Origin of the sequence: Bartonella sp. PS7NMGDW, from assembly GCF_042193585.1 — a bacterium.
GTDB classification, from domain to species: Bacteria; Pseudomonadota; Alphaproteobacteria; order Rhizobiales; family Rhizobiaceae; genus Bartonella; species Bartonella grahamii.
In genome coordinates this window covers 140,644-155,810 of the sequence record NZ_JBHILX010000001.1, presented here as the reverse complement: position 1 = coordinate 155,810, position 15,167 = coordinate 140,644, and the positions used below count along the sequence as shown (strand labels likewise).

General features: G+C 37.8%; 7 protein-coding genes. 2 read left to right on the top strand and 5 right to left on the bottom strand.

All coding sequences use genetic code 11. The features are described from left to right. Window positions 1-31: 31 nt before the first annotated feature. Both ACFIKJ_RS00640 and tsaE read left to right on the top strand, forming a co-directional pair. Window positions 32-2,497, top strand: coding sequence for a PAS-domain containing protein (locus ACFIKJ_RS00640; protein ID WP_375625495.1), 2,466 nt, complete (start codon window positions 32-34; stop codon window positions 2,495-2,497). 51 nt (window positions 2,498-2,548) lie between these two features. Beyond that, window positions 2,549-3,019: a tRNA (adenosine(37)-N6)-threonylcarbamoyltransferase complex ATPase subunit type 1 TsaE gene (gene tsaE / locus ACFIKJ_RS00635; RefSeq protein WP_375626156.1), complete on the top strand. Its 471-nt coding sequence runs from the start codon at window positions 2,549-2,551 to the stop codon at window positions 3,017-3,019. Window positions 3,020-3,796: 777 nt separating this feature from the next. Here the strand turns inward: tsaE and trxA are convergent. The 5 genes from trxA to ACFIKJ_RS00610 all read right to left on the bottom strand — a co-directional run bounded on the left by trxA (window position 3,797) and on the right by ACFIKJ_RS00610 (window position 15,030). Continuing rightward, window positions 3,797-4,120, bottom strand: coding sequence for a thioredoxin (trxA, locus tag ACFIKJ_RS00630; protein WP_375625497.1), 324 nt, complete (start codon window positions 4,118-4,120; stop codon window positions 3,797-3,799). A 175-nt stretch (window positions 4,121-4,295) separates the two neighbouring features. After that, window positions 4,296-7,772: a double-strand break repair helicase AddA gene (addA, locus tag ACFIKJ_RS00625; protein ID WP_375670142.1), complete on the bottom strand. Its 3,477-nt coding sequence runs from the start codon at window positions 7,770-7,772 to the stop codon at window positions 4,296-4,298. A 2-nt stretch (window positions 7,773-7,774) separates the two neighbouring features. Next, a complete protein-coding gene (addB, locus tag ACFIKJ_RS00620; RefSeq protein WP_375670141.1) occupies window positions 7,775-10,894 on the bottom strand; it encodes a double-strand break repair protein AddB in 3,120 nt (1,039 codons plus the stop codon). 900 nt (window positions 10,895-11,794) lie between these two features. Next, window positions 11,795-13,369 carry a peptide chain release factor 3 gene (locus ACFIKJ_RS00615; protein ID WP_375625500.1) on the bottom strand — a complete coding sequence of 525 codons (1,575 nt, stop codon included), beginning with the start codon at window positions 13,367-13,369 and terminating at the stop codon, window positions 11,795-11,797. After that, the gene (locus ACFIKJ_RS00610; protein WP_375625501.1) at window positions 13,369-15,030 is read right to left on the bottom strand and encodes a lysine--tRNA ligase; all 1,662 of its coding nucleotides are present in this window, start codon (window positions 15,028-15,030) and stop codon (window positions 13,369-13,371) included. Before ACFIKJ_RS00610 ends, ACFIKJ_RS00615 begins: the two co-directional genes overlap by 1 nt. Window positions 15,031-15,167: the final 137 nt, after the last annotated feature.

The following is a 15,167-nucleotide window of genomic DNA, read 5'->3' as shown; positions in this document are numbered from 1 at the left end:
ATTTCCTTGGGTTAAAAAAGGGTAAGATGTCGTGCGCAGCTTTGGTGACTATAACCCCAAAGAAAAAGCTCAAAAAATGATTCGAATCTATGCGTATATATTTTGCCTTTTTTTCTTTTTTTCTCCAACATGCGCTGTTGCTCAGTCATTGGAAGGTTATTTACCATTTTTCTTCACTTTACTAGATGGTCCATGGCTGCTTTTAGCGCTGTGTGGAGGAATTTCTTGTGCTTCACTTCTCACGTGTCTAGCTGTTATTATGTGTGCAAAAAAAACTGCACAGAAGCCATTGAAGATAATTCAGGCAAATTTTTCTGAAAAACTTAAATATTATGAATGGCTTCTGGAAGAAACCGAGCAATTCCTTCTTATTTGGGAAAATCCAACAACCTTACCCCGTGTCGTTGGTGCCCTTTCTGCATTGCAAAAAATAGGAATCGATCAGAAAGATTTTCAGCGTTTTGAGCTCTGGGTTGAAGAAAATTCTCTGCGAGAACTTGATTATGCATTGACTCAACTACGTTGTAAATGTCACCCTTTTGATCTTTCTATCACCACCACAAACAATGTACTGCTACAAGTTACAGGCGTCATCGCAGGAACAGTCGCTATTGCTCGTTTTCAAGATATCTCAAAACAACAGAGTGAAAATGCTCGTTTACAGAAAGATATCGCCCGCCTTCTTACTGAACTGAGAATGCAGCGTAATCTTCTTGATCTTATTCAAGAGCCCGTATGGATAAAAGATTGTGAAGGAAAAGTTTGTTTTATCAATCGCGCCTTTAGAGAAATGACAGACTTTCGTGAAGGCAGTGATGAAGTGGGGGATCTTTTCAATGAAAATACACAACGCAAAACAGATGAAATAGAAACAATTTTTCAAGAACATGTTCACACAGTTATTGATGGAGAACGACATCGTTTTCATCTCACACGTATTACAACAGCCGAAGGGATGGCAGCTTTTGCGCGTGATGACAGCGCATATGAAAATCTTGCTCATGAATTACGTTATGTTCTTCAAAGCCATTGTGAAACACTTGACCAAATTTCAACAGCTGTAGCTATTTTTGATACAAACCAAAAATTAAAATTCTGTAATCATGCTTTTAAAGTTTTATGGCCGTTGGAGACTTCCTTTTTAGAAAGTGAACCAAGCCATACATTATTTCTTGAACGTCTACGTGAAAAAGGGCTCATTGCTGAACACCCCGATTGGCGCGCATGGAAAGAAGAACTTTTTAAAGCCTATCGACAAACAGAATCGAACCAACAAATTTGGAATCTTCCAGATGGGCGTACGGTGCGTGTTATCTCGAACCCTCATCCACAAGGAGGTGTCACTTGGCTTTACGAAAACCTTACAGAAAAAATTGATCTTGAACGCCGTTATAATACACTTATTAAAATACAAGGTGAAACACTTGATAAACTTTCCGAAGGCGTGGTTGTTTTTGGTACCGATGGACGCCTTCGTTTATCGAATCCTGCCTTGTCGAAATTGTGGTCGCTTCCTTATAATTTACTGGTAGAAGGGACCCATATTACACAGTTACAAAGCCATTGTTCAGCCTTAACCTTAGGACAAGAATGGGATCAATTTACCAAATTCATTACCGGTTTTGCTGAAAAACGTGAAACATATTCAGGTCGTATAGATCTTAAAAATGATATGATTATTGACTATACTCTGGTTCCTCTTCCCGATGGACAAACAATGCTTACTTTTGTGAATGTTACAGACACTGTCCATGTTGCGCGTGCTCTTCAAGAAAGAAATGAAGCATTAGAAAGTGCTGATCGTTTGCGTAATGAATTTGTCCAACATGTTTCCTATGAATTGCGTACACCTCTCACCAATATTATTGGATTTTCGGATATTTTACGTGATCAAATTTTCGGCTCTATCAATAAACGTCAACAAGAATATCTTGGGCATATTCATTCAGAATCAGGAACTCTTTTAAATATTGTTAACGATATTCTTGATCTTGCTACCCTTGATGCAGGCATTATGGAGTTGGACATAAAATCGGTTAATATTGCAGATGCTATGATACAAGCAGTAGCACGTATAGAAGATCGCCTTAATGGACGCCATATTACGCTTTTACAACAAATTTCTCCTTCCTTAAATTCCATTTCTGCTGACGAAAAACGCTTGCATCAAATTTTTGTGAATGTGCTGAGTAATGCTATTAATTTTGCAACGGAGGCGAGCACTATTGAATTTTGCGTTGATGAACAAGATGATAATATTGTCTTTAGCGTTCACAATGAAGGCTCTGATATTCCAAAAGACGTCCTTGATCGTATTTTTAAACGTTTTTCTTCTCATTCACACCATGGCGGGCGTGCAGGAGCGGGTCTTGGCCTTTCCCTTGTGAAGAGTTTCGTTGAACTACACGGTGGACATGTTGAGATTCTTACCGGTTCTGGAAAAGGAACAACAGTTAAATGTTTTTTCCCACTTCCCAAAGGAGATAAGATTTTTTAATTTCAATCTTTATTATAACAAAAATTTTTCATCCATTTCATGGAACCCTTAATGAACTTTAGTTTTTTTCTTGAAAATGAAGAGGCAACAAAGCTTTTTGCACAACATTTAACCCTTTCTTTAAAGCCGGGGGATCTTGTAACGCTGCAAGGAGATCTTGGGACTGGAAAATCAACTATTGCACGTACAATCATCCAAACACTTGCGAACGATAATACTATGGATGTTCCAAGCCCTACTTTTACTCTTGTGCAAAGCTATCAACTTCCACAGTTTGAAATTATTCATGCTGATCTTTACCGCCTTTCTATGGCAGAAGAAATTGATGAATTAGGGCTTCATGAAGCTCGTGAGAAAAATATTTTACTTGTTGAATGGCCAGAAAGAAATACAGCTCTTTTAGAACTCGCCACTTTTGCACTCACCTTACACTATAAAGAACATGGGCGTCATGTAACACTCAGATCAGCACAACATTCCATTGAACGTTTGCAACAGTCTTTTGCAATTCGTACATTTTAAAAAAACATCGACATGAGCATGAACATCATCATTTTTTAATTGATAATACCTCAATACGTACCGAAATTTGAGATGATGAACAACATAAAGAAGTCCCTCATGGATGTAATCAACTATGAAGATGAGATGAAATACTGGCTCTTTTATATAACAATGACATAAATTGCAAAGGACATCCGTTAATTTATAGCAATTTATCAATTTATTTTAGAGAATGTTTTTTGCCTTTCATACTTTTAGTAAAGGCTTCAAAAAAAGTCTTTTGATTCTAGAGAATAGCGTAAGAGAATTTTAAATTGAAGTGGTAACCCTTTAGAAGAGCATTATATAACCTATAGTGAATTGCTTGCTTCTTTCTGCTTAAAAATTGTGAACTTCAGAAAAGTAATTTGCAAAGTTTTTTCTTAAAATCTCCTTTCATGATTGCAAAGGACTCCAAACAAAAATCTCCTTATTTCTAGATTGATATTGCCTTTTTATGTGTTGAAAGCACTATCTATCTCTATAGTCTTATTCAAGAAGAAAATACCTTTATGAAATTATCATTCACCCAATATTTTTGACGCGCATATAAGGAAAGAATTGCCTATATTCTTCATACAGGGCAATTTTTTATAAAAAATAGTCAATTGAATCATGCATAAAAGTACGAATTCTTAAATTCATTTAACATTTTGATTTTATTATCTTTTTATTATAATATAATGCAAAAAAGAATGTTTAAAAAATCAAAAGGAGAGACAAAGCTTCTCTCCTTTATAGTGATTATATGTGGAATTAACTAAGCCCATCTTTTATCCATTCAGAAAGACGTCCTTTAGAGGTAGCACCAACCATATTCGATGAAATATTTCCATTTTTAAACATTAATAATGTAGGGATAGAACGTACTCCGTATTGGGTAGCCAGTTCCGGATTTTCATCAATATTTACCTTAGCAATTTTAACTTGATTTTGCATTTCCATTGAAATTTCATCCAAAATTGGAGCAATCATTTTGCAAGGGGCGCACCATTCTGCCCAAAAATCAACTACAACAGGGGTGGAAGAGGTTAGAACTTCACTTTCGAAATTGTCCTTATCAACTTTTATACACGTCATTGATTTATCCTTTATATTCACTCTTTATAGATTGGTATGATAACAATTCATATCAAGTTATTGCAAAGATAAATTATTAAAGGACTTTTTTACACCAGAGATTGTGCATTGTGTTTGTTTGGGCGATTTTATGAAAGTCAAAAAGCGTAAGGATACTTTGAAGGAAAGGAATAACTTATAAGGCAACTTCACCAAGAAATGCCTCGAGTTTTTCTGGAGAAAGCTTAAAAATTTTGGCTTCTTTACTGTAGATAAGCAGAGCTTGGATATCTTTATCAGGATGAATAGCTTGTAATAATTTTCGGTAAAGAGCCATTTGCAACCAGTGATGGGAAGCAATAGCAGCTTCATTTTCTGGCGGGGTTCCTGTTTTAAAATCGGCAAAGATGATGCTGTTTTGCGTGATGTAGAGACGGTCAATTTGACCAGAAATTGCGTGTTCTTTTCCACGAATTTTTACAATACCCATTAAGGAAACCTCAGCACGTGAATGCTCAGAAAAAAGGGGCTTGAGGTAAACATGATCTAATATTTTCCAAACATGGCGAAGAGCATCTTCTCTTTGGCTCTTATACCAATGAGAGGCTTTGATATTGAGATAGTTTCGAGCATAGTCTCGACGTTTTTTGGGGGGGTAATCGGGTAAATATTGTAATAATCGGTGAACGATATTACCATATTCAATGAAAAAAGCTCTGTTAGTGTTTGTTTCTCCTAAAACAGGGGAGATGGTAAGCTGTTTTGGACTTGAGGACAGCTCTGTATCAGCTTCAATGGCAAGGCTCGCGACTGAGGGTTTTAACGGTTTTGGTAGCACTGGCTCTTCTGGTACTTTATGGGAGAAAAAAGCAGGCAAAGGTGGTAAGGTTTGGCATTCAGCGCAAAGGACTTTTGGGTTTATAGAAGCAGAAGAAGGAGGTGTAATACAATAACGCCAAGCTGCAATATCTTCCGCAGAATCTTTTATAGCAAGAGCATGCGGTTCAAGGGCTTTTTTTACCAGTTGTAACCATGTATGAGATGGCGTTTTCTGTCCTTTATATCCACAAATAAACAAGCGATCCTCAGCGCGGGTCATTCCTACATAAAGAAGGCGCCTATATTCTTCTTCTGCACGCTCTTTTAAGTGTGAAATTGCTTGTTTAGAGAGTTTTGTATCAAACTTTTCATTGGGACGCCAAATAAAGGTTTGTTTTCCGTTCCATTGTGCATTGTTTAAAGGAACTTTAAGCAAGTGAGGCGCATGCTGAGGATGCCAAATCGCACTACCAGGATCAACTAAAAACACAATAGCAGCCTCTAGTCCTTTTGCAGCATGAACAGTCATAATGCGGATTTCTTCATTATTTTGTTCAAATTCACGTTTAATTTCTGGTTCACTTGCACTTAATGTTTCTAAAAAAGCTTGTAATCCTGGTAATCCTGTTTTTTGAATAGTGAGCGTATAATCCATAAAAGCATCGAGCACATCATTTGCTTCAGATCCTAAACGAGACAGAATTTTTTGTCTTCCCTTATCATTATTCAAAATATGGCTATAAAACTCGAAAACCGGTATTTTATCCACTAAAGCGCGATAATGGTTTAGCTTTTCAAAAGCATCTTTAAAAGATATCTGCGATGATGCGTGCGTACATAAGCTTTGCCAAAGAGAGCCGGTGCGGTGTGCAGCAAGCTGATAGAGTTCCTCTTCACTAAGAGCAAAAAGGGGGCTTTTTAAAACACAAGCAAGAGAAAGATCATCTTGTGGCTGCAAAACAAAACGTGCAAGCGCCATTAAATCACGGATACTAATATGTTTGGTAAGCTGTAAACGATCAGCCCCTGCTACGGGAATATTGCGGTGTTTAAAAGCACGGGTAAGAGCTGAGACAAATTGATCACGTTTACGAACCAATATCATAATATCACTTGCCCGTATTAAGCGTCCTTTTGCTGGAAGCATTTCACCTTTTTGTAACCAGTTGGCAATAGTTTCAGCAATTTTTTCTGCTAAACGAACTTCAGGGGTATCTAAATGATCAACGCTTAAATGCCAATCATGAGGAAATTCACTCGTCTCTCTAGAAATTGCATCCCATATAACAACTTCACCGGGACTATGAACACGAATAGCTTCATGCACCGTTTTTGTATTTTCTGCCGAAAGTCCTTTATAGTTTTCTGGTGTTTCAAAAACAATATCAACGCTTTTAAGAACATCCGCTGTAGAGCGAAAAGAGTAATGCAGTTGTATTTTTTCAAATTGTTGATTGGTTTGCTGCACTTTTTTTTGAATGATTCGTCCATTTTCAGCAAAATTTTCTGGAGCTGCGCCTTGAAAAGAATAAATAGATTGCTTTTCATCTCCAACAGCAAAAAGAGTCCGTATATTTGTTCGTTGGCTATAACCTGAGAAAAACTCTTGTGCCAACAGTTGAATAATTTGCCATTGCTCAGGATTAGTGTCTTGTGCTTCATCAAGTAGAATGTGATCAAGCCCACGATCAAGTTTATAATGAACCCATTGGCTTGCACCTTTACGCTGTAACAAATGAAGTGTACGCTCAATAAGGTCGTCAAAGTCTAAGAAGCCATTGGCCTTTTTTAGATTCGTATAGATTTTGAGATAAACAGCACATAACTGAAAAGCAGCCATATTGAGAGTAGCAACTTTTGCGCATTGATATTTCTCTAAAAGAATAGAAAGCTTTTTTTGTTTATCTTCAAGCATTTGTTGAATAAAAGGCCAAATTTCATCTGATTTTTTACGAGATAAATGTGAAAAATTACGCGGCTCACCTTTTGTTGTAAAATAAATATCAGAAATAATATTGAGAATATTTGTCTCATCATGCACCTTTTCTAATTGGGAAAGTTTTTCCACCATATCCTTAAAGCTTTGACTACCATTGATTTCACAATGCTTAAGAGCATAAAGAGGAAGGCGCGCTGTTTGTTTAATTTGTTCCAGCAGATATTGATTTGTTTCATTGGGCGCTAAGTTAAAAAGCGCGCGCAATTTTTCTTCTCCATTTTCAGATAAAAGAGAAGATAAAAAATCAGACAATTTATGTTGCTTTTCAACTGCCTCATAAAGCAATTGGTTAAAAGTATGTTCGCTAATAACTTGAAGTAACTGTTGCAAAGCAGGTTGTACATCACGACGGGCTAAAAGTTGACGACGAGATTCTTGTCGTAATTTTTTTCGACTGATATCATCGGGAAGTTCAAAATGCCCTGCAATATTGGCTTCTAACATAAATTGATGCAAGAGAGATTCACAAAAAGCATGAATCGTTTGGATTTTTAAGCCACCAGGCGTTTCGAGAGCACGCGCGAAGAGTTGTCGTGCATAAGTTAGTTTTTGCGCATTAACAGGTTTTTTTTCAAACCGTGTTAAGGTTTCTTGCAGCTGTGCATCATCGAGTTCATTCCAACTGGAAAGCGTGCGAAAAATTCGTGATTGCATAACAGCAGCAGCAGCTCTTGTATAAGTAAGGCATAAAATACGTGCTGGAGGCGTACCGTTTAAAAGCAAACGGATAACACGTTCACTTAAAACGTGGGTTTTTCCAGATCCAGCATTTGCAGAAACCCACACGTTTTTTTGGGGATGTGTTGCTGTTGCTTGTGCATCAAGAGCGGCTTCAGGAATAGAAAAAAACGTCATGATTACTCTTCTTTATGAAAACCACTTGACCATTCCCACAACCGAGCCAAATGGTCGTAGTCACCTTCATATCGTTTTGACATGGGGACAGCATGTGAAAGATAACCTTGTTGTGGATTTTTATAATAAGTTATGAGTGCGATAAGATTTTCCCATGCATTGTCAGCAAGATCAACAGCACTTAGATGAGTTTTTCCGTCTTTTTTCTTTAAAAGAATTGATTGGGATTTAATTTCACCTTTTTTGTTAAGAGGAATGTAAAATAAATTTGAGGGGGTAAAATCTTGAAAATCTGGGAAGCCCCCTTGTATGAGTAAAGCTGTTTCTAAAGCCAATTGCGGAAATAATAATTCACGAACTTGTTTTGATGAAGGAGGGGTTCCGGTTTTGAAATCTAGAATTTCAACCGTTTTATCTGGCAAAACATCAAGACGATCAGCACGTCCTGAAAGGGTTACTCCTGTTGTTCCTATAGGAATTTTTTGTGATACCACTTCCGAATATCGCTCTCGCAGTCCTAAACTTTGTTCCCATTGAATAAAGCGTGGAGCAAGATTTTCAAAACTATTCCACCAAATTACTTCAATATCGGGTGGAAAATTGAATTTATCAAACTCTTTACGTCCAATAGAAAGCAGTACATTGAGTGCATTTGCATCATTTGGATTTTTTATTTGTGTGCAAAAGGCTGCAAGAATAGCGTGATAAAGTGTTCCACGTTCTGAAGCGCTAGGATCATGAATAAGTTCTTTAAGTGGTTTGAGCCGTAAGATTTTTTTAGCATAAATAGCATAGGGATCATATCGTAATGTTTCTATTTCAGTAACTGAAAAATGACGCGGGCGTATATCAAGAGGCGGAGCAGGGCAAGGACGTTCCACCTCAGAAGTTATGCTTGTATGATCAAGCATCTTTGCCCAATGGCGTAGTATTTCACCTCGTTCACGGATTTGTTCCCAAACCTGTTTTCCTACAACTGTTTCCATGCGTTGTAGCCAGCGTGAAGGAATAGAAGGCGTATGATTAACGCGCAATGCGCGACTCATCACCACTTTATCCATTCCCATCGCCCATTGAAAATCATGCGCAGAAAGACCAATACGCTGCTCTGGTGGTTCCAGAGTTAACATCATTTTCATCGGTCGCGATAAAAAAGCATCATTTCGGGTTGATATCGGCCATGACCCTTCATTAAGACCGCCGATGACCACTGTATCAACCGTTTGCAAACGTGATTCCAACGTACCCCAGATGAATAAACGTGGATGTCCTCCAGGCGAAGGTGTGACAGAACGGGTTGCTATTATGGCAGAAAACATAGCGGGCCATTCGCAAAGATGAAATGTTAATCCGGATTGATCACTGACCAATTCACGCAAAAATTTTGATAGGGTTTGTCCTGCTTCGTGTTGATAAAGATGTGCAAGAGAATTATCCTCATTGCGCCCAAAATTTTCAAAAACTTCAACAGTTGCTATTGCAGCTTCGTTGATGGTGCATTCTTTCTCTTGTTTCATAAGAGATATTAAAGGTTCAACAGCTTTCCTCAAAAGATGACAAAGGAAACGTGCTTCTTCACATTTCTGCTGATCAAGAGCGTTGATTTCAGAACTATTATGAAAGTGCGTTTCAATCCATTTTTCAAGAAATTGATCACATTCGCAAAGATTGATGCGTCCTGTATTCCCTCGAAGAACAAAAAGTTCAAAATTTTCTGCCATTTCCCGTAAACGATGACGGTTTTGTTGGAGTGTTGTCAGTGGATGTTTAAGAAGAGAAAGAAAAGCAATGGGATCATCGGGTTGCAACACATTTTCTAAGATAAGTCGTAAGAGAGTTACAGGCAATGTTTGTGCAAGTGGTATTCCGCCTGAATCATTTGCTTCAATTCCAAATCGCTGTAATTCCACAGCAACACGGCGTGCTAAATTACGGTCATTTGTAATAAGGGCTGCAGTTTTTTGAGGTTCTTCAATAGCTTTGCGTAAGGTAACAGCAATCGCGAGAGCTTCTTCACGTTCATTTATAGCTTCAATAAATGACCAATCTGCACAAAGATTTTCATAATCATTACGAACAATTTGTACCCATTTATCTGTTGTAGAAGCTGGTCGGAGTGCTTCTGATAAAAGAGCAATTCGTTTTTTCTTTGTTATACTTTGTTGGCCAATTTCGCAAACATGATGACGTTGACACTCCATGAGAGTTAGAAGTTTTTTTAAATGATATTGAGGATGGCTAAAAACATTTTCTGCAAGATCAAAAAAATCACAAGCTGTTTTTTCTTCATTGCTTGTGCTTAGTGCATTCCATTGTTCTTCATCCATATGAAGATCAAGGCCAGGAAGAACAACAGCCCCCTTTGGTAGAGAAGCGATAACCTTTAAAAGATGAGAAACTGCGGGCATAGAACCTGATACACCAGCTGCAATGATCGGTTTATCAGGCGGCATACGTCGTAAAGTTTCTGCATGCATTGTGAGTGCTTGATTACGCCATTCCGCGGGATTACTTCGTTGTCTTTCTGTCAAGATTTTTGGCCAATTTTGCGTAACAATAGTCAAGAAATCGAGCGTTATTTGCCACCATTCAGCGACCATATCAGATGCAATATTTTTAAGTTTTGACCAGTCTGCTCCTTCTGTTTCAATTTCGTCCATCAAATGTGCTAAATCTTGCGCGAGCCAAATAGCATCAGCACTATGAGCCGGAATAAGCACATCTTCTGTACCAAACATGGCACGCAGATGCGCAGGCAAATTTTCACGCCATGGACGGATAAGGCGCGCTAAAAGTAAAAGACGTTCGCTTTCTCCAATAGGTGGATCGAGAGCGCTGGTATGATTTTCAACAAAAAGGAAACTGTCTTCATCTACATCTCCTAGAGCACGAATGGTTGGCAAAAATGTTGATTGTGTATCACTTCTTTCAACAAAAGCTAAACGCAAAGCGCGAGCAGCACGACGTGTTGGAACATAAATAAGGCTATCAGCAAGGGCAGTTTGAATATCTCCACTGGAAGCGAAATTATCAATAAGGCTACCAGAAAGTAGTGCATCAACAAAGTGAGGCAAAAAAGCAGTTCCCGGAGAAATAGAAAAGACACGCGGTTTATAGGTCATATGATCTCATATTTGGGATAACAAATTTCAGCTTATTGATTATTTGTATTATTTTGACTGTATACAATATTTATACAAGGAAAAACTGAAAAGCTATATTTATACAGCAGATTTTTTAGTTTAAATTTAAAAAAATATTGAAGTAAATTATATGTCTTAAATCATCGCGAAAAAATATATAAAATTTTTCTGATATTTTTCAACGTAGAATTGGCTACAGTTTATTCTCTAACTCAAATAGGTAATATAAAAATAAATATTAAAGTTTTAAAAGGTGCTAGGGGTACCAATGCATTGCAGCTCTTTGAATATAATAAATTTACCGTATTCTTTATACAGTGCAATCTGAAAATATCCTTTACATACCCCACCATTTTCAGAAAAAAATAATATGTCTACCTTTAACAGCGAAAATAGATTACTTTTATGGAGAGAGTTTTGCAAAAGTTTATCGTGCAAGCCTCTATCTTGCTAGGATCACATCCCTTATGCAAAATAGAATGCCCAAAAATATCATTATGTTGCAATTTTATATGTTTGTTTTTAAATAGACATCTTTCATTGTACTTGAGCTTACCTCGTAATGTCGTCCCATAATAATATAAATGAATAGTATAATGTAAACTTCCGTGAATGGGATAAGATACATCACACACCGCCATCGCTACATCATAACGCTACAAACCACCATAATCACTTTTTTACCCTCGCCCAATATTTTGAAAGCTCTTGGCTATAGAGAAAATTTATAAGAGGCTTTGTATTTCTTGCTTCAAGTGTTTTTACGCACACACCAATCCTACTTATGACGTGAAAACAAATGATTTTGATTGTTTCAATATGAAAAACGATAAATTATCATTATAAATCAAATTATTGTAGAAAATATTTTTCTTTATTTTAAGAGCGTACTTGATAATCTTTAAAAGCAGAAAATTTTATTTTAGGAGCTCTTTCTGCCTCATAATTCAATGAAAAATGGTTCTCCGCTAAAAAAACTGGATCACCTTCTAAATCATACGCAATAGCAGAGCGGTGATTGCTAAGAAACTTTTGCAACTCATCTTTGCTCTGCGCTGAAATCCAACGACATAAATTAAAGCGCGCTGATTCAAAACTTACCGGCAGAGAATATTCCACCTTAAGTCGTTCCGTTAAAACATCAATTTGCAAAGCACCAATAACACCAATGAGAGAAGGCGACCCATCATCAGGAATAAACAATTGTACAACCCCTTCTTCAGCCATTTGTTGCAAAGCTTCCTTGAGCTTTTTTGCTTTCATTGGATCGCCCAAACAAACACGACGCAAAATCTCTGGTGCAAAATTTGGTACTCCCTTAAAGAGGATATCTTCTCCTTCAGTCAAAGTATCGCCAATACGCAATGTTCCATGATTAGGAATCCCTACGATATCACCGGCATAGGCTTGGTCAGCAATTTGGCGTGAACGCGCAAAGAAAAATTGTGGAGCCGAAAGTGTCATCGGTTTTCCTGTTCGAACCAACTTTGTTTTCATACCACGTTCAAGTGTTCCCGAACATACCCGAAAAAATGCAATACGATCACGATGATTAGGGTCCATATTCGCTTGAATTTTAAAAACAAATCCCGTCATTTTAGGTTCCATGGCTATGACATTGCGCTGATCTGCACTTTGATCACGAGGACTTTGACCAAAATCAATAAGCGCATTGATCAAATCACGAACACCAAAATTTCGCAAAGCTGAACCAAAATAAACCGGAGTCATATGACCTTCACGGAAAGCTTGAAGATCAAAATTCTTGCAAACACTTTGAGCGAGTTCTACCCCTTCAATAAAAGTGGAACGTTGATATTCAGGGAGTAAATGGACAACCTCTCTGGGATTTGAAACTATCCGCTGTGTTATCTCATCATCTTTTTGACGAAAACGATTATGATGAAGGTCATAGGTACCAACAAAATCTTTACCCGTACCAATTGGCCATGTTATAGGCGCAGTATCAAGAGCAAGCTTTTCTTCAATTTCATCTAAAAGCTCTATAGGATCACGTGCCTCACGATCCATTTTATTGATAAACGTAACAATAGGAATATCCCGCATCCGACATACTTCAAACAATTTCAGTGTTCTTGGCTCAATTCCGCGTGCCCCATCCAATACCATGATAGCACTATCAACAGCTGTGAGAGTGCGATAGGTATCGTCCGCAAAGTCCTCATGTCCTGGGGTATCTAGGAGATTAAAAATATGATTTTCATATTCAAACGTCATCACCGAAGTCACAACGGAAATACCACGATCACGCTCAATATTCATCCAATCAGAACGGGTTTGAATACGATCTTTTTTGGCTTTTACTTCTCCTGCAAGTTGAATAGCACCACCAAACAATAAAAGCTTTTCTGTTAATGTTGTTTTCCCCGCATCTGGGTGAGCAATAATTGCAAATGTACGGCGTCGCTTTACTTCCTGCACTCTTCGTTCCATTATTCCTCCGTCGGCCGTGCAAGTGTTTCAGCAATCAGTGCACGCATTTCATTAATCCCATAAAGCGCTATAAATGATCCCCATCGTGGACCTCGCTCTTGTCCAAGAAGGACTTCATACAACATTTGAAAAAAAACATTGGAAACACCAGGCCCACCTTCAGGGCTTTTTTTGCTATGATCTTGATAACGTTCCGTTAATCGTGCAACATCAAGAAGCATATTTTGTAACATGTTGCCATCAATAGTTTCAGGTAAATTAGCTAATTTTTCCTCAATTTGTGCTAATGTTGCTCGTTCGCTATCATCTGGTATACGAAATTTCTTGTTTGGTTTAACAAAAACATCAAAATATTTAATAGCAAACTTCACCAATTGATCAAGTTCTGGATAAGTTTGTGCATTTGCTCCTTTAGCGTAACGAGAAATAAAACCCCAAAGAACTTCTGCATTCTCCGCATTTGAAGCACTTACCAAATTTAGGAGCATCGCAAAGGATACAGGCAAATCAACCTGCGGTGGACAACCATTATGAATATGCCATACAGGATTATTCAGACGCTCTTTCCATTCTTGGCGACCATAGGCTGAAAGATGCGCATAGTATTCATCAACCGCTTTAGGAATGACATCAAAATAAAGCCTTTTTGCTGTTTTAGGCTTTGAAAACATATAAAGCCCTAAACTCTCTGTTGGAGCATAAGTAAGCCATTCATCAATGGTTAAGCCATTTCCCTTGGATTTGGAAATTTTCTGCCCTTTCTCATCTAAAAAGAGCTCATAGTTGAATCCTTCTGGGGGCTTTCCACCTAATACTTTACAAATTTTAGAAGAAAGATTTGTGGAATCAATAAGGTCTTTTCCTGCCATTTCATAATCAATGCCAAGCGCTGTCCAACGCATTGCCCAATCTACCTTCCACTGACACTTAACCTTGCCCCCTGTAACCTCTGTTTCTATGGTTTCTCCTGTTTCTGGCTCAATATAAGTAACTGTACCTTTTTCAACATTACGCGCAATCATCGGTACCTGTAATACTTTTCCAGAAAAGGGAGAAATCGGTAGAAAGAGTGAATAGGTCGCTTGCCGCTCTTCACCTAATGTTGGTAAAATAATTGCCATAACCTTGTCATAACAGGCAAGAATTTTCAAAAGCGTTTCATCAAAACGACTGGAACTGTAATAATCCGTAGCACTTGCAAATTCATAATCAAAACCAAAACGATCAAGGAAAGCCCGTAACCGGGCATTATTCGCTGCCCCAAAAGAAGGATAATCATCTCCAAAAGGGTCGGGTACACGGCTCAACGGTTGACCAAGATAATGTTCCATCCTTTCGCGATCAGGCACATTCTCAGGAATCTTGCGCAAACCATCCATATCATCAGAAAAACAAAGCAATTTTGTTTTTACTTTATTCTCCGTAAGAATATGAAATGCATGACGCACCATGGTTGTACGTGCAACTTCCCCAAAAGTTCCAATATGCGGTAAACCAGAAGGGCCATAACCTGTTTCAAATATCACACTGTCTGGATAACCCGTCTTTTCATACCGTTTGATAATCTTACGTGCTTCTTCAAATGGCCAAGTTCTCGATTGAGAAGCTGCATCTTTTAATTCAGGCGTAAGGTTAAGGGTATCACACTGATCACGCATCATTATTTGTCCTAAAAATTACACTCTTTCAAAATAGGGTGTATGGTTCTTGAATTTATTCGTCAATAATAGCAAGCAAAAAGATGAAAATTTCTTTATACTCTTAAGTCACAATACAAAAACCGCCCTCGCTATAAACA

Bases quoted from the DNA above. Each gene is read 5' to 3' on its own strand.
- tsaE (WP_375626156.1), top strand. From the start codon at position 2,549: ATGAACTTTAGTTTTTTTCTTGAAAATGAAGAGGCAACAAAGCTTTTT.
- trxA (WP_375625497.1), bottom strand. From the start codon at position 4,120: ATGACGTGTATAAAAGTTGATAAGGACAATTTCGAAAGTGAAGTTCTA.
- addA (WP_375670142.1), bottom strand. From the start codon at position 7,772: ATGACGTTTTTTTCTATTCCTGAAGCCGCTCTTGATGCACAAGCAACA.
- addB (WP_375670141.1), bottom strand. From the start codon at position 10,894: ATGACCTATAAACCGCGTGTCTTTTCTATTTCTCCGGGAACTGCTTTT.
- ACFIKJ_RS00615 (WP_375625500.1), bottom strand. From the start codon at position 13,369: ATGGAACGAAGAGTGCAGGAAGTAAAGCGACGCCGTACATTTGCAATT.
- ACFIKJ_RS00610 (WP_375625501.1), bottom strand. From the start codon at position 15,030: ATGATGCGTGATCAGTGTGATACCCTTAACCTTACGCCTGAATTAAAA.